This is a genomic window from Sporosarcina sp. Y1004 (assembly GCF_057669665.1).
Genome location: NZ_JBYHFQ010000002.1, coordinates 125,550 through 146,615, shown reverse-complemented (window position 1 = coordinate 146,615; position 21,066 = coordinate 125,550). Strand labels below are relative to the sequence as shown.

The 21,066-nt window shown below is 40.5% G+C and carries 18 protein-coding genes; 16 read left to right on the top strand and 2 right to left on the bottom strand.

The window, feature by feature from the left end; translation table 11 throughout:
• Positions 1 to 15: 15 nt before the first annotated feature.
• The 13 genes from bshA to AC25Y6_RS02305 all read left to right on the top strand — a co-directional run bounded on the left by bshA (position 16) and on the right by AC25Y6_RS02305 (position 13,347).
• Positions 16 to 1,149: an N-acetyl-alpha-D-glucosaminyl L-malate synthase BshA gene (gene bshA / locus AC25Y6_RS02365; protein ID WP_488141939.1), complete on the top strand. Its 1,134-nt coding sequence runs from the start codon at positions 16 to 18 to the stop codon at positions 1,147 to 1,149.
• Entirely contained in the window at positions 1,146 to 2,336 is a 1,191-nt protein-coding gene (locus AC25Y6_RS02360) for a CCA tRNA nucleotidyltransferase (RefSeq protein ID WP_488141938.1), read from the top strand. The genes bshA and AC25Y6_RS02360 overlap by 4 nt, the downstream gene beginning before the upstream one ends.
• On the top strand, positions 2,314 to 3,297 hold the full coding sequence (locus tag AC25Y6_RS02355; RefSeq protein WP_488141937.1) for a biotin--[acetyl-CoA-carboxylase] ligase: 984 nt from the start codon (positions 2,314 to 2,316) through the stop codon (positions 3,295 to 3,297). The genes AC25Y6_RS02360 and AC25Y6_RS02355 overlap by 23 nt, the downstream gene beginning before the upstream one ends.
• A gap of 232 nt (positions 3,298 to 3,529) precedes the next feature.
• On the top strand, positions 3,530 to 4,375 hold the full coding sequence (gene panB / locus AC25Y6_RS02350; protein WP_482104429.1) for a 3-methyl-2-oxobutanoate hydroxymethyltransferase: 846 nt from the start codon (positions 3,530 to 3,532) through the stop codon (positions 4,373 to 4,375).
• Positions 4,365 to 5,255, top strand: coding sequence for a pantoate--beta-alanine ligase (panC, locus tag AC25Y6_RS02345; protein WP_488141936.1), 891 nt, complete (start codon positions 4,365 to 4,367; stop codon positions 5,253 to 5,255). Before panB ends, panC begins: the two co-directional genes overlap by 11 nt.
• Positions 5,230 to 5,610 carry an aspartate 1-decarboxylase gene (gene panD, locus AC25Y6_RS02340; RefSeq protein WP_482101859.1) on the top strand — a complete coding sequence of 127 codons (381 nt, stop codon included), beginning with the start codon at positions 5,230 to 5,232 and terminating at the stop codon, positions 5,608 to 5,610. Before panC ends, panD begins: the two co-directional genes overlap by 26 nt.
• Before the next feature lie 146 nt (positions 5,611 to 5,756).
• Positions 5,757 to 8,534 (top strand): ATP-dependent DNA helicase DinG, encoded by a 2,778-nt coding sequence (dinG, locus tag AC25Y6_RS02335; RefSeq protein ID WP_488141935.1) that lies wholly within the window; start codon positions 5,757 to 5,759, stop codon positions 8,532 to 8,534.
• Between the two features lie 50 nt (positions 8,535 to 8,584).
• Positions 8,585 to 9,064 carry a cell wall elongation regulator TseB-like domain-containing protein gene (locus AC25Y6_RS02330; RefSeq protein WP_488141934.1) on the top strand — a complete coding sequence of 160 codons (480 nt, stop codon included), beginning with the start codon at positions 8,585 to 8,587 and terminating at the stop codon, positions 9,062 to 9,064.
• A gap of 13 nt (positions 9,065 to 9,077) precedes the next feature.
• Positions 9,078 to 10,271 carry a pyridoxal phosphate-dependent aminotransferase gene (locus AC25Y6_RS02325; protein ID WP_488141933.1) on the top strand — a complete coding sequence of 398 codons (1,194 nt, stop codon included), beginning with the start codon at positions 9,078 to 9,080 and terminating at the stop codon, positions 10,269 to 10,271.
• A gap of 29 nt (positions 10,272 to 10,300) precedes the next feature.
• Entirely contained in the window at positions 10,301 to 11,596 is a 1,296-nt protein-coding gene (gene asnS, locus AC25Y6_RS02320; RefSeq protein WP_482101855.1) for an asparagine--tRNA ligase, read from the top strand.
• Between the two features lie 36 nt (positions 11,597 to 11,632).
• Entirely contained in the window at positions 11,633 to 12,346 is a 714-nt protein-coding gene (locus AC25Y6_RS02315) for a DnaD domain-containing protein (protein WP_482101854.1), read from the top strand.
• 10 nt (positions 12,347 to 12,356) lie between these two features.
• Positions 12,357 to 13,010, top strand: coding sequence for an endonuclease III (gene nth / locus AC25Y6_RS02310; RefSeq protein ID WP_488141932.1), 654 nt, complete (start codon positions 12,357 to 12,359; stop codon positions 13,008 to 13,010).
• Positions 13,000 to 13,347 (top strand): YpoC family protein, encoded by a 348-nt coding sequence (locus AC25Y6_RS02305; RefSeq protein WP_488141931.1) that lies wholly within the window; start codon positions 13,000 to 13,002, stop codon positions 13,345 to 13,347. The genes nth and AC25Y6_RS02305 overlap by 11 nt, the downstream gene beginning before the upstream one ends.
• A gap of 113 nt (positions 13,348 to 13,460) precedes the next feature.
• On the opposite strand, the gene AC25Y6_RS02300 is transcribed toward AC25Y6_RS02305, so the two are convergent.
• Together AC25Y6_RS02300 and recU are read right to left on the bottom strand one after the other, a co-directional pair.
• Positions 13,461 to 16,115 (bottom strand): PBP1A family penicillin-binding protein, encoded by a 2,655-nt coding sequence (locus tag AC25Y6_RS02300; RefSeq protein WP_488141930.1) that lies wholly within the window; start codon positions 16,113 to 16,115, stop codon positions 13,461 to 13,463.
• Entirely contained in the window at positions 16,112 to 16,747 is a 636-nt protein-coding gene (gene recU / locus AC25Y6_RS02295) for a Holliday junction resolvase RecU (RefSeq protein ID WP_482101850.1), read from the bottom strand. The genes AC25Y6_RS02300 and recU overlap by 4 nt, the downstream gene beginning before the upstream one ends.
• A gap of 335 nt (positions 16,748 to 17,082) precedes the next feature.
• Here recU and AC25Y6_RS02290 point away from each other — a divergent pair, with 335 nt between their 5' ends.
• The 3 genes from AC25Y6_RS02290 to AC25Y6_RS02280 are packed head-to-tail and all read left to right on the top strand — an operon-like array spanning position 17,083 to position 21,012.
• Positions 17,083 to 17,457: a YppE family protein gene (locus AC25Y6_RS02290; RefSeq protein ID WP_482101849.1), complete on the top strand. Its 375-nt coding sequence runs from the start codon at positions 17,083 to 17,085 to the stop codon at positions 17,455 to 17,457.
• Positions 17,454 to 19,736: a DEAD/DEAH box helicase gene (locus AC25Y6_RS02285; protein ID WP_488141929.1), complete on the top strand. Its 2,283-nt coding sequence runs from the start codon at positions 17,454 to 17,456 to the stop codon at positions 19,734 to 19,736. The genes AC25Y6_RS02290 and AC25Y6_RS02285 overlap by 4 nt, the downstream gene beginning before the upstream one ends.
• Complete coding sequence (locus AC25Y6_RS02280) at positions 19,726 to 21,012, top strand: ribonuclease H-like domain-containing protein (protein WP_488141928.1); 1,287 nt, start codon at positions 19,726 to 19,728, stop codon at positions 21,010 to 21,012. The genes AC25Y6_RS02285 and AC25Y6_RS02280 overlap by 11 nt, the downstream gene beginning before the upstream one ends.
• The last annotated feature ends 54 nt before the right edge of the window (positions 21,013 to 21,066 follow it).

The following is a 21,066-nucleotide window of genomic DNA, read 5'->3' as shown; positions in this document are numbered from 1 at the left end:
GAAGGGGTGCTGTGATTGAAAAAATTGAAAGTAGGTGTCATCTGCTATCCATCCCTCGGGGGTTCCGGAGTAGTCGCGACTGAACTCGGTAAAATGATGGCGGAACGAGGCCACGAAATGCATTATATTACATCCAGCAAACCATTCCGTTTTCTGGACGCACATCCTAATATTCAATTTCATGAAGTTACAATTGATGGCTATTCGGTATTTAAATATCCTCCCTACGATATTGCGCTGGCCAACCGCATTGCAGAGGTGATTGAAACAGAAAAACTAGATCTTCTGCATGTTCATTATGCTGTACCCCATGCTATATCTGCGGCACTCGGCAAAGATATGGCAAATTCCACAATTGGTGTTATTACAACACTACATGGAACAGACGTAACGATTCTTGGCCATGATCCAGGACTTAAGAATACAGTTCGTTATGGAATTGATAAATCAACAATTACAACCACAGTTTCTGAGTCTCTCCGCCTTGAGACCTTAGAATTAATCAAACCGAAAAAAGATTTGATGACAATATATAATTTCATCGATGAAAACAAGTATCGGCCATTGGATCCCGGGGCTTTGAAAATTGACTTGGGAATCAAACCAGAAGAAAAAGTTATTATCCATATTTCAAATTTCCGGAAAATCAAACGGATTCCCGATATTATACACAGTTTTAAGGAAATAATGACAGAGATTGACGTAAAACTGATTTTGGTCGGGGATGGACCCGAGCGAATTGATATGGAAAAGCTTGTGATGGAGTTAGGTTTGCAGGGAAATGTTATATTCACTGGAAAAAGGGATGATTTACCTGAGCTATTGGCAATCAGTGATTTAATGTTCCATTTATCGGAAAAGGAAGCTTTCGGTCTTGTACTATTGGAGGCACTTGCTTGTGGAGTTCCATCTATCGCAACAGATACGGGTGGAATTCCAGAAGTCATTAATGATGGTATCAATGGCTTTATTGTAAAAGTAGGAGACAGGCATGCAGCGGTTGAAAAAGCGCTCATGTTATTGAAAGACAGAGAATTGCATGCAACTTTCAGAGAAAATGGTTTGGCTACTGCATCTGATAAGTTCCATTCATCCACAATTGTCGACCAGTACGAAAATCTTTATTATGAAGTGGCGGGAAATAGATGACAGTTAATTTCGGATCTGCACCTAGCCGTGAGGTTATTCATTCACTTGAAAGTGCGGGATATGAAGCTGTTTTTGTTGGAGGCGCAGTGCGCGATTCTTTGTTAGGTAAAAATCCAACAGATATCGACATTGCTACTTCTGCTGAACCTGCAGAAGTGAGAGCGGTATTTCCGATGACCGTAGATATAGGGACCAAACATGGAACTGTGCTTGTGCTGATGAAAGGTGAACCTATAGAAGTAACGACATACCGGACAGAAGGCTTATATACAGACCATCGCCGCCCTGATGAAGTACGTTTCGTAAAATCTTTAGCGGAAGATTTACGGCGCCGAGATTTCACGATGAATGCACTCGCAATGACAATTGATGGAGTACTGATTGATCTCTTCGGTGGCAAAGCGGATATGACAAAACGAATTATCCGGGCCGTAGGAAATGCTGCAGATCGATTTAAAGAGGACGCGCTTCGGATGTTCAGAGCAATTCGATTCACTGCTGTCCTAGATTTTGAAATCGAAGAAAAGACATTTGAAGCAATCCGTCTCAATGCTGAACAGATTCGATACATTTCTGTAGAACGGTTAAAAGCTGAAATGGATAAATTATTTTCCGGAAATTATCCGATAAAAGCTTTTCTATGCATACAAGAAACAGGGATAGCTTCACATTTACCATTATTTCCGAAAGACATAGAGAAACTAAATAAGACTGCACCTTTTGAAACGCCGAGTGAAGGCTGGGCTTGCTTTATGGTTGCGGGCAACTTCTCACCATCAGAAATCGTAAAAGCATATAAATTGTCGAACGTTGATAGGATGTTCCTTAGTTCAGTAAATGATGTATACGCAAATCGACTAAATCGACAATTTACTGTTGACGACTATTACTTAAATGATTTGTCAGTCCTTTTAACGACGGAAAAGATTTTTTCGACGTTCCATACTCACCAAGAAACAATTTTGGCTACAGAAATTAAACGAATGAAAGAATCGCTACCAATTCAGTCAATAAAAGCTCTTGCTGTCGATGGTCAAAAACTGATGGAGTGGACAAATCAATCAGGAGGCAGATGGCTTGGTGAATGGATTGGGAAGATTGAAAAAGCTGTCCTACACGGTTCACTTGAAAATGAGCCCAATGACATAAAGGAATGGTTTCTAAATGAATTCACTGGTAAAAAATGAATTGTTAAAAAGGTTGTTTGACGCAGATGGTGAACCCGTTTCTGGACAAGAGATTGCCGACCAGTTCGGGTTATCGAGGACCGCCATCTGGAAATATGTAAAAGAACTTGAAATAGAAGGTTACGAAATAGGGACAATTCGAAAAAAAGGTTATTATCTCATCAACTCACCAGACCGGGTGAACGAAGCAAATGTACAAAAACATTTGAATACTAAAAGTTTTGGTCGACACATCCATTACTTTGATACGTGTAAATCGACACAATTCATTGCACATGATGAAGAACAGAATGGTGCACTTAATGGAACTGTTGTTATATCTGAAGAACAGACTGCTGGGAGAGGCCGAATGGCGCGTCCGTGGAACTCTACAGCGGGCAAAGGTATCTGGATGAGTGTAATTACCAGGCCGACATTAACGCCTCAACAAGCGCCACAGATGACGTTAGTTGCGGCGGTTGCAGTTACGCGAGCCATTCAAGAAATGACAGGAATCGATCCAGATATTAAATGGCCGAATGACATTTTGATCAACGGTAAAAAAGTGACTGGAATATTAACTGAACTTCAGGCGGACCCTGATCAAGTAAAAGCAGTTATTCTAGGTATCGGTATGAATGTGAACCAAGAAAAAACGGATTTTCCGGAAGAACTGCAAGACATTGCGACATCCCTTAAAATAGTTACCGGTAAGTCGGTCGACCGTGCGCAACTTATTGCAAAAACCCTCGGATTTCTCGAACTCTACACAGACTTGTATGTTAAACACGGTTTTGGACCAATCAAGCTGTTATGGGAAGGCTATTCGAACACAACGGGGAAACAGATACGAGCTGTAATGTTGAATGAAACAATTGTAGGTACTGCACTCGGGATATCGGATGATGGGGTCTTAGAATTGAAGCTCAGTGACGGTACAATTCGAGGAATCTATTCAGCAGATATTGAAATCACAAAGTGATAGGTATACATTGAACTTTCAATTTGTTATAGTAAATCCAAAGGGCGGTATCTATTGTGAGCTGCACCACTTTTGAAATACGAATACCTAAAGTTCAATATGATCTGCCTTGATCTTAACGAAAAGACAGGGACGGAGGAAACCATCACATGATGATACAACCCTTCTGTCCATTTTGGCGCAGAGGGGTTTTTATATCCGGTTTCTTCTCAAAAGAGAGGGGAATAGTAAAATGAAGAGTACACTAAATTTTATTAAAATGAAAAAGACCAGTGAAAAGATTGTCATGTTGACGGCATACGATTACCCGTCAGCAAAGCTTGCGGAAGAGGCGGGAGTCGATATTATTCTTGTTGGTGATTCACTCGGAATGGTTGTACTTGGCTATGATTCAACCATCGCTGTAACAACAGAGGATATGATTCACCATGGCAAGGCGACTAGGAGGGGGGCAAAGGATACCTTCATCGTTGTTGATATGCCATTTGGGACGTATCATGGCTCTGCGGACAGTACGTTAACAGAAGCGGTCCGGATTTTCCAACAAACAAATGCAAATGCATTAAAGCTTGAAGGTGCAGGAAACGTTATTGAAACGATTCGGTTGCTCACTGGAACAGGAATTCCAATTGTTGCACATCTAGGCTTGTTGCCACAATCTGCATCGGTTGTCGGAGGTTATAAAGTGCAAGGGAAAACGGCTGAAGCCGCGAAAAAGCTTATCGATGACGCCCGTGCATGTGAAGAAGCTGGAGCATTCATGATTGTATTGGAATGTATTCCCTATCAGCTTGGTGAGGAAGTTTCAGCCGCTGTTTCAATCCCAGTAATCGGCATTGGTGCTGGAGCAGGAACAGACGGTCAGGTACTTGTATTCCATGATACTATTAAATACGGAAGTCACCATGTCCCTAAATTCGTGGAAACGTATGCAGATGCCGGAACGGTTATTCGTGACGGATTGAACAAGTACGTGACATCAGTAAAAGATGGTTCATTCCCTTCGGAACAACATCGTTTTACGATGGAGGAAGAAGAATTGGTTGCATTGTATGGTGGCAGTGGAGGTGACAAATGAAATGAATGTTGTTCGAACGATATCTGAATTACAAAGTTTGATTGATCGTAATGCACGTTCTGGCTCTACAGTCGGTTTTGTACCGACGATGGGTTTTTTGCATGACGGTCACTTATCGCTCGTGGAGCAGGCGAGAGGGCAAAATGACATCGTCGTCATGAGCATTTTCGTCAATCCTGCTCAGTTTGGTCCAGGGGAGGACTTTGATGCATATCCCCGTGATGCAGAAAGAGATGCTAGTTTAGCAAAAAAGGCAGGCGTGGACATTCTTTTCATGCCTACACCGGAAGAAATGTATCCACAAGATGGCGGCATTCGAATTCTGCCAGGTCCTCAAGCGAATACATTGTGCGGAGCATCTCGTCCAGGTCATTTTGACGGCGTTTTGAAAGTCGTCTTGAAGCTGTTCAATATCGTCGACCCTGACCGTTCCTATTTTGGTATGAAAGACGCCCAGCAACTTGCGATTATCGAGACGTTTGTACGGGACTTTAACTTAAGAACATCGATAGTTCGGGTTCCAATCGTCCGCGATCAGGATGGACTCGCGAAAAGTTCCAGAAATGTTAAATTGACTGCGACGGAACGTGCGCAAGCCCCAGTTATTTGGCAGGCACTCGAAAAAGCAGTTTCATTGTTTAAAGAGGGTGTGCCGAATGATGAAATTGAACGGATAACGGCAACATATATTGTCAACAATAGCTCTGGCCTCGTGGATTACATATCTCTTTTGTCTTACCCAGCACTTACAGAATATGAACTCTCTGCAGACGAGGCAATTCTTGCCTGTGCAGTAAAGTTTGGAAATACAAGATTGATAGATAATATTATTATGTCAACAAAGGATGGTTGTCATGTTCAGAATGATGATGAACAGTAAATTACACCGTGCAACTGTAACAGAAGCAGATCTAAATTATGTAGGCAGTATAACAATTGACAGTGAGTTACTAGAGATTGCAGGAATGTTGCCAAATGAAAAAGTACATGTAGTTAACAACAATAATGGAGCACGGTTTGAAACGTATATTATTGCAGGGGAACGCGGAAGTGGTGTCATCTGTGTGAACGGAGCGGCAGCACGGCTTGTACAACGCGGTGACATCGTCATTATCCTGTCCTATGTTTATATGTCAGACGAAGAAGCAAGTACGCATGAGCCAACAGTTCTGATTATGGATGATAAAAACAAGGTAAAAGAAATTATTCGGGAAAAGCAGGGTATGGCCCTCTAATCTATAGGGCTCATTTGAAATCAGTTACTTGATTTCAAATGAGCTTTTTATGATTTTTTTTCAATCTGTTGGGGATTTGCACTAACTTAAAAGCCGGAATGTGATACAATCTGCATTAGTATGATAAACAGGAAGTTGATGATCGAATGCACAATAAAACCTATGCAGTCGTTGATTTAGAAACAACCGGTCATTCACCGGCAAAAGGGGATCGGATGATTCAAATCGCGGTTGTATTTATTAAAGAAGGAAAAATCGGCGATAAGTACGTCAGCTTTATAAACCCTGAACAAAAAATCCCTGCTTTCATCCGTCATTTGACAGGGATTTCTGATGAAGATGTGAAGGATGCACCATCTTTTGAAGAAATTGCAGCTGAAGTCGCCACTCTATTGGAAGGAACTGTATTTGTTGCGCATAATACGGATTTCGACCTATCCTTTCTTCAAAGCGAATTTGCAAGATGCGGAATCGCGATGTGGACAGGGAAGAAAATCGATACAGTAGAATTGTCCAAAGTCTTGATACCATCCGCTCCGAGTTACAGACTGCAGGATATTACCGAAGAACTAGGCATACCATTGGCGTCTGCACATCGCGCTGATGAGGACGCAGAAGCAACCGCGAAGTTATTTCTAATCTGCATGAAAAAGTTATACGCATTGCCGGAGGATACACTAAATCTCTTACATCGCAGATCATTTCGATTAAAATCTGATCTTTCGACACTTTTTCATGAAGCGCTCAAAATTGCACGGACGAAAAGTACAGGCAATGAGTTTTCATTTTTCCGTGGTATACCCTATCGCAATGTGGTGATGCAACAACCTGAGAACTTTGTAAATCCGGTATATCCCGGTGACAATGAAAAAAAAATAGAGCAATTAAAAAAAGCTTACCCAGAGTTTGAACATAGAGATTCTCAAATTGGATTTATGGATGAAGTGTGGGATACCTTGTCTACACAAACTGAAATTATTGCAGAAGTTCCGACTGGGATTGGAAAGACGATTGGTTATCTAGTACCGGCAGCCATACATTCAATACGGACAGGGAAGCCAGTTGTTATTAGCACATACACAAATCATCTGGCTGATAAAATCATGGATGAGGAACTCAAGAAAGTACAATTAATTCTTGATTGCAATGTGACAGCGACATTACTTAAAGGAAGAGAGCAGTACATCTCACTTGGTAAATTCGAGGAACTTCTAAGAATTGCCGACGAATCGTACGATGAGACATTTACAATAATGCAAATCCTTGTCTGGCTTACAGAAACCGTAACAGGTGATTTGCAAGAGATTAATGTTTCTGGCGGTGGACAGTTATTTGTCGATCGAATTAGGAAGCGAACGAATAAGCTTGCGTGGGATGAACAAATTGCTGATTATCACTATAAACTACTCCAAGGGTCCGAACATTCGAATTTAATTATTACAAACCATGCAATGTTGCTGTCGGATTTGAATCGCGAACAAAGTATATTCATTTCACTAGCCGGAGTAGTTGTTGATGAAGCACATCAATTTGTACAAGCTGCAACCTTTATGAATGAAACAGTGTTTTCGTACACGAATTGGAAATATGTTCTTGGACAGCTTGCTTCAGAAACATCCGGACAATTGTTGCAGCAAATTGACAAGCTGAATAACAAATTTGGAACCGATGGCTTTCACAATAAAGAGTTGCTGGATTCCGCATTTATCAAATTCCTAACTTTGTTCGATCATGCGATTTCCACTTTGACTGGTTTCAATCCTCCAAGACGTAAAAGACATCAAGGAAACAGAGTCGTTTATTCACTCTCTGAATTGGAATATAATCAATCGCATTTTTCGAAAGTTGCTATAGCATTGTCTGATTACATTAGAAAAGCTGAATCTTTCACGCATGGTTTATCGAACCATTTAGATAATTTGACACGTGATGAACAGGCTATTCTAGCGGAATGGAATTTCTGGGTACAAGAACTGACTATCAAAGCCGGTGAATGGGTAGAAGTTTTTCTTGACTACAACACGGAAGATTTCACTGTCTGGATGGAAAAAGATTTACGAAGTGTTCCAGGAAGCCTAACTGTTATTAAACGCTCATTGGATGGGTCTCAGCTGATTCAAAAGTTTACCAATAGGATGAAAAATGAACAGACTGGAATTGTATGGACTTCAGGTACACTTAGAGTTCCCGGAAATGACCGTTTCATATCTAGGCAACTTGGCATAGATGATTCGATTCCGCTTGTAACATTTGATGCGCCTGCCCATTTCTATGAAGGTGCAGAAATATTCATTGTTGAGGACATGCCTGATATCCAGCATGTCAGTCAATCTGATTATGTTGAAGCCGTTACAGATGCGGTAATTCAGACAGTAATGGCAACGGGTGGAAGGCTATTTGTTCTGTTTACATCCCAAGATATGTTAAGAAAAACATATGAACTTATTACAGAAAGTGAACAGTTAGAAGGCTATGCGCTATTTGCACAAGGGATAAGTTCGGGAAGTCGAATTAGGCTTTTGAAGTCTTTCAGACAGTTCAACAATTCTGTCCTTTTCGGGACCAATAGTTTCTGGGAGGGTGTCGACGTACCTGGGGATGCTCTAACAGCGGTGATTGTTGTAAGGCTTCCATTTTCATCACCGGAAGAACCTGTCTACAAAGCTCGAGCGGCCAGAATGACTGAAGCTGGATTAAACCCGTTCACGGAACATGCACTACCGGAAGCGGTTATGAGACTCCGTCAAGGCTTTGGGAGATTGATTCGATCATCTTCAGATAAAGGTTTTTTCATTATATTGGACAGACGGATTGAAACGAAAAAGTATGGTAAGCGATTCCTTGAAGCTTTTCCGGACGTGCCTGTGAAAAAAGTGTCGTTAGATCATATGGTTAATGAACTCGAAAATTGCTATAATGATTAGGTAGGTAATTAGTAGAAAATATTTCTTAAAGGTTCGGGACGTGAAGTAATATGTTGAACTGGATAAAATTCATCATTGTCTTCCTATTAATGTTAACAATCGTCATAACTGTCACTGTTTTTTATAATGCTGATAAGCCTTTTTCATCAGCAGAAAAGAAAGCCATCGAATCCGCGGTTCAATCGGGACAACTCGTTTCTGCAAGTTCAGCTACTGTCTTTAATGGTACTGTTCCGAGTGTAACTGTGTTTGGTGTAGACAAAGACGGGGTAGAAAAAGCTGTTTTCATCGACGGGAAATTGAAAGACCGCTATAAGGAAGTCAAGTTGTCTGAAGGAATCACAGCAGAAAAAGCAATCGCAAACGTAAAAGAAGAATTGGATGTAAAAAAGATTCTTCATGTCACGCTTGGAATTGAAGGAGACAATCCAGTTTGGGAAGTAGTATTCAAAAGTGAAAACGAAAAACTGAATTATGTCTATGTCTTTTTCGAGGACGGACAATGGTGGAAACGCATTTTGAATCTCTAAAGGAGCGATTTAATTGACGAAATCATTAGCAGCGAGGGTAAATACGCTTACACCATCAACAACGCTCGCCATTACGGCGAAAGCGAAAGAAATGAAAGATTCAGGCATCGATGTCATTGGTCTTGGTGCGGGAGAACCGGACTACAATACGCCAGCCAATATTATTGAGGCAGCTTACACTTCCATGAAAGATGGAAAAACAAAGTACACACCCTCGGGTGGGTTACCAGACCTCAAAAATGCAATCATCCAGAAGTTAAAGCAAGACCAACAGCTAAACTATACTGGGAAAGAAATCATGATTGGGATTGGCGCTAAACACGTATTGTATACGCTGTTCCAAGTTTTACTCGATCCAGGTGATGAAGTCATCATCCCAACTCCTTATTGGGTCAGTTATCCCGAGCAGGTAAAGTTGGCAGGCGGAGTTCCGGTACATATTGAAGGGACAGCTGCGGCACAGTTTAAAGTAACCGCAGAACAAATTCGAGAATCAATTTCTTCTAAAACGAAGGCAGTAATCATCAATTCACCTGGGAATCCAACAGGTATGATTTATTCTAAAGAAGAATTGCTGCAAATTGCGGAAGTATGTAAAGAGAAAGATATCTGGATCATTTCGGATGAAATATATGAGAAACTCATTTATGGTGATGAAAAGCATATTTCAATAGCACAACTTTCTGATGATGCTAAAAGTCGTACACTTCTCATTAATGGTGTTTCGAAATCACACTCAATGACAGGGTGGCGTATAGGTTACGTCGCAGGGGATGAGGTAGTAGTAAGTGCCATGACGAGTTTAGCGAGTCACTCGACATCGAATCCTACGACGACTTCTCAATATGCTGCAATCGAGGCTTATAATGGTCCTCAAGATACAGTAGAAACAATGCGTGCAGATTTTGAATCGCGTATGGAACGGGTCTACCCGCAATTAGCGGCAATTCCTGGATTTAACGTGATTAAACCTCAAGGCGCTTTCTATCTACTTCCTGAAGTATCTGAAGCAGTTAATAAAACAGGGTTTGCTAACGTTGATGAATTTGCAGAGGCATTATTGACGAAAGCAAATGTCGCTGTTATCCCGGGATCTGGTTTTGGATCACCTGATACAATTCGCTTGTCTTATGCAACATCAATCGAACTGTTGGAAGAAGCGATTCGACGAATTCGTGTATTTGTAGAAGCAAACTGGAAAGAATAAAAACGGAGATTAAATTCTTGGAGGTTATTATGAAAACAATCATGATACATGAAATGCCAAACCATGCAGGCGAAACAGTTCGTATTGGTGGATGGCTAGCCAACAAACGTTCTAGCGGGAAGATTGCATTTCTACAACTTCGTGACGGTTCTGGATTCGTACAGGGAGTAGTCGTTAAAGAAGCGGTTGGCGAGGATCTATTTGCTAAAGCAAAGTCAATTACACAAGAAAGTTCACTTTATATTACAGCAGAAGTAACTGTGGACGAGCGTTCAACTTTCGGCTACGAGCTACAAGTGAAAGATATTGAAGTCATTCATGAAGCGGTAGATTATCCAATCACGCCGAAAGAGCATGGTACAGAATTTTTAATGGATCACCGCCATTTATGGCTCCGTTCACGTAAACAGCATGCAGTAATGAAAATTCGTGACGAAGTCATTCGTGCAACATATGAGTTTTTCCATATGAACGGATTTGTCAAAGTAGATCCACCGATATTGACAGGTTCTTCTCCAGAAGGCACATCAGAATTGTTCCAAACAAAATATTTTGATGAAGATGCATACCTTTCGCAATCAGGTCAACTATATATGGAAGCTGCAGCGATGGCACTTGGAAAAGTATTCTCGTTCGGTCCGACATTCCGTGCAGAAAAATCGAAAACACGTCGTCACTTAATCGAGTTTTGGATGATTGAACCTGAAATGGCTTTTGTCGAGTTTGATGAAAGCTTGATAGTACAGGAACAGTATGTGACGCATGTTATTCAATCAGTTTTGCAAAACTGTGCAATTGAATTAGAAAGACTAGGCCGCGATTTGTCTAAACTTGAAAAAATCCAAGCACCATTCCCGCGTATTTCATACGATGATGCTATCAAATTTTTGAATGAAAACGGATTTGATGATATTACATGGGGAGAAGACTTTGGAGCGCCACACGAAACAGCAATTGCAGAAAGTTATGATTCACCTGTATTCATCACACATTACCCGATAGGTATTAAACCCTTCTACATGCAACCGCATCCTACAAGGGACGATGTTGTTTTGTGTGCTGATTTAATCGCTCCCGAAGGTTATGGAGAAATTATTGGCGGATCTGAACGTATTCATGACTATGAGCTGATGAAACAACGAATTAAAGAACACAACCTTGATGAATCTGCTTATGAATGGTATTTGGATCTTAGTAAATACGGAGCAGTTCCACATTCAGGATTTGGACTTGGTCTTGAGCGTACAGTCGCATGGATTTCAGGTGTGGAACATGTTCGCGAAACGATTCCATTCCCACGTCTATTGAATAGATTGTACCCTTAAAACTTTTTGATTTTAATAGAAGAGAGGGGTTCGGTCATGCAACACGAAGAACGACTCCGGATTTGGATTGAGCAGGGAAATGTTAACATTTCCCAGCTTTTTTTTCACCATTATAAGAGTCTTGGAATAAAAGATTTGGACGCGATGCTAATCATGCATATGACGGCTTATAAATCAGAAGGGAATCATTTCCCAACACCTACTGATTTTACTAGTCGAATGGATTTGTCTGAAAACGAAGTATCCATGGTATTACAACGCCTGATGCAACGCGGTTTTCTCCAAATTGGTCAAAATGAGGATCAAAAAGGTGTATTGTATGAGACATTCTCTTTGCTACCACTCTGGAATCGTTTAGTTGATCATATTGAGCTTGCGACAAATGAGGTTGAGGAAGAGACCCATAAGAATGCAGAAGGAGAAATTTTTTCGCTATTTGAACAAGAATTTGGACGGTTTTTGTCACCAATGGAATGCGAATCAATAACGATGTGGCTTGATGATGATGGCCATACTGTTGAAATTATCCGTGCAGCATTAAAAGAAGCTGTTATTGCTCAAAAACTTAGTCTGCGGTATATCGATCGGATTCTTTTCGAGTGGAAGAAGAAAAATGTTAAAACAATGTCTGATGTTGAACGTCAAACAAAGTCTTTCCGAACGGTAGGACCGCGACCATCTCAGCAAAATGAAAAAACTGTTTCGGTAAAACGTGTTCCATTCTATAATTGGCTGGAAGAACGGGATTAGGTGGGATACCATGCTGACGAAAAAACAATGGGGATTTTGTCTGGAGCAATTCGGTGAAATGTTTCCAGACGCGCACTGTGAATTGGTGCATGACAATCCTTTTGAATTAACAATAGCGACGCTTCTATCTGCTCAATGTACGGACGTTTTAGTGAATCGGGTAACGGCGGAACTATTTAAAAAATATAAAACACCGGAGGACTATCTTGCGGTTGATGTCGAGGAACTGCAAGGGGATATCAGGTCAATTGGATTATTCCGGAATAAGGCGAAAAATATTCAAGCACTGAGTCAATTGTTGATTGATAATTATGATGGGGAGGTACCCCCGAATAGGGATGTCATGATGACGCTTCCAGGAGTGGGTCGTAAAACAGCAAATGTGGTCGTGTCAAATGCTTTTGGTATACCTGCTCTTGCTGTCGATACACATGTTGAACGTGTAGCGAAACGACTAGGAATGAATAGGTGGAAAGACTCGCCCCTTGCAGTTGAAGAGAAAATTATGCGATGGACTCCGATTAATAAATGGACAGATACGCATCACCAAATAATTTTTTTTGGTAGATACCACTGCAAGGCGCAAAACCCTGGATGCAACGTTTGTCCGCTATTGCCGTTATGCAGAGAAGGAAAGAAAAGGATGAAAGAGAATGCTGAGTGAAGTAAACCCTATCAACAAAGAGCTGCTAACTCCCTATTTTGATAAATGGGAGACAGTTCGTGAAGAAATAGAGACTTTTTATCAACAAAAAGATCATCAAGCCGTAGAGTTAATGGAGTCGGCAATTGAGAATTACAATATCTTGCTTGAGCAAGGTGGAAGTAAGTTTGATGACCGTAAAGGAAAGGTTGTTTATACACTTTTACCTTTGAATGGTGAGGAACGTTTTGAGTTTGTAAAAGATAAAATAGCCAGTCATTATGCTTATATTCAATTGGATGCGCTCTTTACGGAAACAAAAAAGAAAACTGCAAGACTTTCAATACAAAAGAATTAAAAAACAGAACCTCAGATGTGTTTTGCATCTGAGGTTCTGTTTTTATGTCTGGATTTCATGGCATTTCCACAATTGACTAATAACACATTTAAAGGAGTTTGATACATTTTTGATTATGGGTTACTATCGTCAGATGTGCCCTCTGTACCCTCTGTACCAACATTTGGATCAGGGATCGTTCCATCATCAATAACAGAACCATCGCCTGTGCCATCTCCATTATTGTTGTTCCCGTTATTTCCATTATTGTTGCCGTTATTCCCATTATTGCCATTGTTATTATTGTTATTCTCGTTATTCTCGTTATTCTCGTTATTCTCATTATTGCCATTGTTATTCTCATTGTTCCATTCTTCACCGTCAGGATTTTCAGTTTCTACTTCATCCTCATCAACTTCAGGTATGTCTTCAACAACATCTTCGATTTGCACCGTTGTAGATGCTGCGCCACTTTGTAAGTCACCGAGTTTGGCAATTACAGAGAATGTATATTTCCTGCCTGATTCTGCGCCAGAGAACGTGACGGAAGTATCTCCGGTTGTTGTCATTACCTGCATATCCCCACCATCTACTCCTACTAATACGGTAAATTCGACGTTATCTTCTATATCGCCAAAGTCAGAAGCATTATGGGCCCAATTCAATTTAATAGAACTGGAGGCACTGTCATATTCAGCTGTTAGACTGTTTGGCGCTTCCAATTCGATGATTTTTTCTCTAGCAACTTCTACAGGGACTGTCCCGCGTACGAATAACTCCGTCCGTTTTAAGTTCCATGGTGTGGAGGAACTTGCTAGAATAAGTGGATCTGAACCATATTGAATTGTAGCCTCTTCAACGGAGGAGGGTTTTTTAAATTGTGCTGTATTTTTCCCAGAAGATATGGATGACATAACTTGTTTAAACAAATCTTGTGGGACGTATCGTTCCCCTTCAAAACTCTCCATTGCAGAACGATCTTGATAACCGCCCCAAACTGCAATTGTGTAGTCGGTCGTATAACCCGCAAACCAAGAATCCTGTGCTCCACCTTTGTTTGAGAAGTTAGTTGTACCCGTTTTACCGGCTACATCTAGCCCTTGAATGGCTGCTCGTTTTCCAGTACCATTGCCAGTGAAAACGTCTCGAAGGATATCTGTAATCATATAAGCTGTTGAATCTTTCATAACTTCAACAGGATTGGGAGTCATGTTAAGATCAGTTACCCCATCACGATAAACAATTTTTTTAATGGAATGTGGCTTTGTGTAAATACCACCATTACCGAATGGGGTATAAGCACCCGCTATTTCAATTGTAGAAAATTCATCCGTTCCTCCTAGCGCATTCGAAGGGTATTCATTTTTGAAATCTAAACCGAGTTTAGCCGCAAAATCTACTGCTTTCTTTCGACCGACTTCCTCATAGGTTTTCACTGCGGGGACGTTGCGTGAAGTAGCTAGCGCTTCACGCATTGTAATTGTACCCTTGTATTTTCTATCCACATTACGAACGGGTTGTGCAGGTTTGGAGTCTTTATAATTGTATGCTTCATCATGCATAGTCTGACCAGTTGACCAATTCAAATATTCAACTGCAGGACCATAATTAATAATCGGTTTAATAGCTGAACCTGGTTGACGTTTTTCAGCAGCGGCAAAGTTTAAAAGTCCTGTTGAGAAATTTCGACCTCCACCAATTGCCACGATTCCACCAGTTTTCGTATCTAGGACAGTTAAAGCACCTTGCATTTTGTCATTAGCGAAGATGTCTGATTTGAGAGCATTTTCGACAGCCTGTTGAGCCTCCACATCTAATGTTGTATGAATTGTGACACCGTCTGAAAGTATGTCTTGCATTCCTGCATCTTCCAGTTCGGTTAATACAATATCGACAAATGCAGCATATTTTGTATTGTCATTAGCTTTCCTTTTCTCTTCAGCAAGAAGTGTGCCTGTTACAGGAATTTCTATTGCCGCTTCCATTTCTTCTTTAGAAATTTTTTCATGCTGGTGCATTAGCCCGAGTACAATATCACGGCGTTTTTTGGCACGATCTGGATTTTTGTATGGATTGTATCCGTTTGGACTTTGCGGTAACCCTGCTAACATAGCGACTTCGTGTAATTCAAGTTCATTCAATTTTTTACCATAAAAATAGTTGGCAGCTGTTCCAAAACCATAATTATTTCCGGACATCAGGATTTTATTGAAATACATTTCAAAGATTTCTTCTTTTTCATATTTGCGTTCAAGTTTATTGGCAAGCCATGCTTCTTGTGCTTTCCTTTTAAGGGTTTTTTCTGTGGAAAGGAATGAGTTCTTAATGACCTGTTGTGTCAGGGTACTTGCACCTTGTGAACCGAATCCATCTCGGAAGTTTGCAATGACTGCCCCACCGAGTCGCCAAAAGTCCATTCCTTGGTGGGAATAGAATCGAATGTCTTCCGTAGCCAGAATGGCGTCTTCCATAATTTTTGGAATTTCGCTATAAGGAACAAATTCTCTTTTTTCTGTTCCGGACTTATAAATAACTTTATCATTTTTATCCAAAATCTCAGATGATAGAGGGTCCTTCAAAAGATTTTCATCTAAATCGGGTGCCGAACTTGCATAAAAAGTGAACAGGCCAGCACCACCGATGAGAATGACAAATCCGACTGCAATAACTGCAAGAATTAACTTTTTAAAGATGCCCTTCTTTTGTTTCGGCTTTTTATCTTTCTTTTTTGTACGTTCTGCCTCCATGCTCTTTCGTCTAGCAGTTCTTGAATTTATATTTTCGCTCATATCTCTTCCTGCCTTTCAGTAGCTTCGTTAGGTGACGATAAAATATCCGACACCGCTTGTAAATATTCGATTCTAGGGTTGAAACTAGGGAAAACTTCTATCGCCATAGTTTCAAACTCTGTAAGTGTGATTGATTTTCTACCGCCTGTCTGCATTCTCTCCCAATACATTTCAAAATTATGATAGGGGACGATAAAATATCGGTCAAGCGAAGTGAACTTTATAATGAAAAATACAACTCCATTTTGTTTCGCAACAGATTTCATATGAACCACTTGGTGGTCATGGATATTTTGTAAAGGGAAGGAGGTTAGACTTTTTGTCTCCTTCGCTTCAAAATCGATATACTTCCCTTGCCACACTCCGTTAAAGTCTGTTGTAGACGGTGTCCGAAAGTAAGCTTCTGTGATGACAGCGGCGCTTCTTGCAGGATAATTCACGTTTACGACTTGTATGGGCACAGGTTTTTTATGAATGACAGCAATACCGCGACTCAAATAGTATTCATTGGTTTCATTCAGTTCATCCTCTAACGACTTACCACGATTACTGAAAGAAAGATCGATTTTTTTTTGAGCTACGTTTCTTTGAACGGGTATATATTTCCTGCCGTTCGGATAGCGTATTGTCATAGATACCACCTCACATCTGACCATTATACCACAAGGATTAGACGGAATAGAAAAGGGAAAGTTGCAACCAATAATATGGTTCAACAATAATTTCTTTCCCGCCAAGAAAGTTTCATTGTACTGCAATTTGAGAAAAGTAGATATTTAGTTGATTCTCTGAGAGAATTGAATGAGATGATGTAATAGGAGTAACGCAATTGAGGTCTTATCATGTTTAATTGAAATTTTATTAAAAAGGACTTGATAGACCTTTGGGAATATATGTTCGTCATTATTTGGTGAATCGGCTTCATATCTGATAAAATTGAATGAATGCAAGGGAAGGATGAAAGAATTTGATAAATTTAATAGAGAAAACAGAAAAACTACTTTCTGTCTGTAAAGAATGTTTTGAAAGACTCACATATATGAGGGAACTCGGCCGGGAACCTGACTTTTTTATAGAAGTGAAACCTTATGCGGATAAATACCATACACTGCTCGATGAATGGACGGAGGAAGTATCTCAATTTATCAAGACTGCAAAACCTAAATATGTTCATCCGATTCAAATTGAAACACTGAACGACTCAATGAAGCAATTCATCGTGCAATCATTTTATCAAAAGACCGGCAAAAAAAGATTTATCCTTTCTATCAATTCTGCAGAATATACATTGAAGACTATTCTGGACGCTCTGCATCTAGAGCAAGAAGGAGATAGGAAATGACAAAGAAGATTGCGGTTCACGAAGTATTAAGAATACTACGTTCTGATCCATCATTTTCGGATAATGTCATTCATTATAAAACGATAGCAAGTAAAGGAGCGAAGTACGCAGAATTTCCAGACAAACTTCATCAGTCAATCATTAAAGCACTTTCATCTAAAGGCATTGATAAGTTATACAGTCATCAAAGAGAAGCCTACGAACTGGCTTCGTCAGGAAAGTCGTTCACAGCCGTGACTCCGACAGCATCCGGAAAATCCTTATGTTATCATTTGCCTGTTATGGATTGTATCCTTGAAGATGATACTTCCAGGGCAATTTATCTGTTTCCGACAAAAGCGTTAGCGCAAGATCAGCTTGCGGATCTCCATGATCTAATAGAAGCAAGTGGAGAGACAATCCTCAGTTATACGTATGATGGCGATACTGCTCCTGGATTACGTTCAAAAGTCCGGAAGTCCGGACATATTGTACTGACTAATCCAGATATGCTCCACTCAGGAATCTTGCCTCATCACACAAAGTGGGTTTCATTATTCGAAAACTTAAAATACGTCATTATAGATGAGTTGCATACTTACAAAGGTGTCTTCGGCAGTCACGTAGCACATGTATTACGAAGACTGAAGCGTATTTGTAACTATTATGGAAGTGATCCGATATTTATCTGCACATCTGCAACAATCGCGAACCCGCAGGAATTAGCTGAGTCGCTCATAAACTCTGAGATGCAAGTGATCGTCAATAACGGGGCACCTGCTGGGAAGAAACATTTCGTCTTCTATAACCCACCAGTCGTCCATCCGACATTCGGTATCCGCAGAAGTGCAGTGCTTGAAGTGCGGGATATCGCCAAGCTCTTATACAATGAGGGCATCCAAACAATCATTTTTGCAAAAAGTAGGGTACGGGTCGAGATGCTTGTCACGTATATGAAAGCTTTAACGAAGAAGAAATTATTCGATGAAACGGTTATGGGGTATAGAGGGGGCTATCTACCTTCAGAACGTCGTAAAATTGAAAAAGGGCTTCGCGATGGTGATATTCGTACCGTAGTTAGCACGAATGCACTTGAGCTGGGCATTGACATCGGACAATTGCAAGCCTGTATTATGACCGGTTACCCGGGAAATATTGCAAGTGCATTTCAACAAGCGGGTCGTGCTGGGAGGCGGCAAGATGAAGCGCTTGTAATTTATGTTGCACAATCTTTAGCGCTTGATCAATACATTATTGAACATCCCGACTATCTTCTGGGACAAACGCCCGAAGAAGTACGAATACATCCGGATAATATGTTTATTTTAATGGACCACCTCAAATGTGCCTCATTCGAGCTACCCTTTTCATCTACAGAGACCTATGGTGAATTCGAAGTACAGGAATTGCTCGCATTCTTGGAAAGCGAAGGTATATTGATAAAAACCACAGACAAATGGCATTGGATGACAGACAGTTTTCCAACTAGTGAAATCAGCCTTCGTTCTGCATCGCAGGAAAACGTTATCATTATTGATAAAACCTATCCAAAAGAAACAAAGGTAATTGGGGAGATGGATCGTTTCAGTGCGATGACTTTGCTCCACGAAGAAGCAATCTATATTCATCAGGGCACACAGTTTCAAGTTGAGGAACTCGATTGGGCGGAAAAGAAGGCATATGTTAGTGAAGTTGATGTCGATTACTTTACGGATGCAAATCTTGCAGTTGAACTGAAAGTGATGAATGAGGATAATGTAGAACAGTTCGGTGATAATCATGCAGCTTATGGTGACATTGCAGTTCTTGCGATTCCAACGATCTTTAAGAAAATCAGATTCGATACGCATGATAATATTGGTTCAGGTCCGATTTCGTTACCTGCGGAGGAATTGCATACATCGTCAACTTGGTTCACTTTCGATATTCCAAAAGGGTGGACGCGTGCTGGATTAACGGATGCAATGACGGGAGCGGCTTATGCCATCCAATCTTTTATCCCGTTATTCGTCAGATGCGATAAGACAGATGTACATGTAGTACCACAAGTAAAAGCCATTCATACTGGAATGCCGACGTTCTTCATATATGACAGTTATCCAGGGGGGATTGGTCTGAGTGAAAAAATCTTTGAACAGTGGGATTTACTGCTCCGCCAAGCGGCTAATCATGTATCTAGCTGTCGTTGTGAGTCTGGTTGTCCAGTTTGTATCGGTGCACAAGAAGCGGGAATGGGTATGAAAAAAGACGTTGGTTCTCTTCTACACACATTGGCGGGAGGAGAATCCAATGTCTTATGAACAGAAATTAATGCAAATGAAGAAACTATTGAAGAAAAAAGACCAGAGCAAGATTCTTGAGAATGATTCTGAAGTTGTAAAGAATGTTCCACAACCACCGCCTTATGAACAACAATGGCTTGATGCGGGTTTGACAAAGGTCGTAAATAAACACGGCATTGTCTACAAGCGTGTTATTGAATACAACACGGACTATCGGCACGGACATATTATTCTGGCTGGTTTAAAGTCAATGCTTGAAAAATGGGGGGATTCGGGTGAAGTACATCCGCTTTCTCCTGATTTTTCTAAGCCTCTATTGTTCTTTGATACAGAAACCACTGGGTTAAAAGGTGCTGGTACACTGATTTTTCTAATGGGTTTTATGGAACAGACAGCATCATCTTTTAAAATGACGCAGTATGTACTTCCAGGTCCAGATCACGAAACTGCATTTCTTTATGAAACGGGATTATGGAAAAAGCCGGTGACCCTCGTTACGTATAATGGAAAAAGTTTTGATATTCCAATGGTTGAAACAAGGTGGACGATGAACCGCAAAGAATTACCTCCGCTTATAAAGCATAAACAAATTGATTTATTGCACGGTTCTAGACGGATTTGGAAGGGTGAAATGGCTACATTCAGACTACCGGCCATAGAGGAAGAACAGCTCGGTTTTTTTCGCGAAGGAGATATGCCCGGACATATGGCACCAATCATCTATCAGGATGCAGTGAAAAATGGTCGTGCGGATCTTCTTATGAAAATACTCGTCCATAATGAGTGGGATATACTTTCACTTGTTGCACTTTATATACGCTCTACTGATTTGCTATTGAAAATGGATATTCCTGAATCAGCAATAACGCATACGAATATTGGGAAATGGTTTGGTGATTTGAAGTCTCACGATCGAAGTAAACAAATCTTTGAGCGTGTGATAACAGAATATGGGGTACATCATCCCATAACACATTTTTACTTTGGCTTTATTTTGAAAAAGGAACAGGCTTATAAAGAGGCAGTTTCTTCATTTACGATAGCGGCGGCTAAACTTACTGGTCGTGAACGAATTATCGCATTGGAGGAATTAGCGAAGCTATATGAGCATAAGCTGAAAGAGTTAAATAAAGCATTGGACTCGACGCAGGAAGCCATCAGGTATTTGAAAGAGGCCACCAATTTAACAGAAAAATTTCGGATTCGTTCAGAAGATGACTTTTTGAAGAGGGAAATTAGAATAAACAGAAAATTATTTCCCGGGCAAGCGCACAAATCGACAGGGAACTATTAATCAACCTATTTAAAAAGACAAGGTCAGTCACTATATGGTATAATTGACCGTATA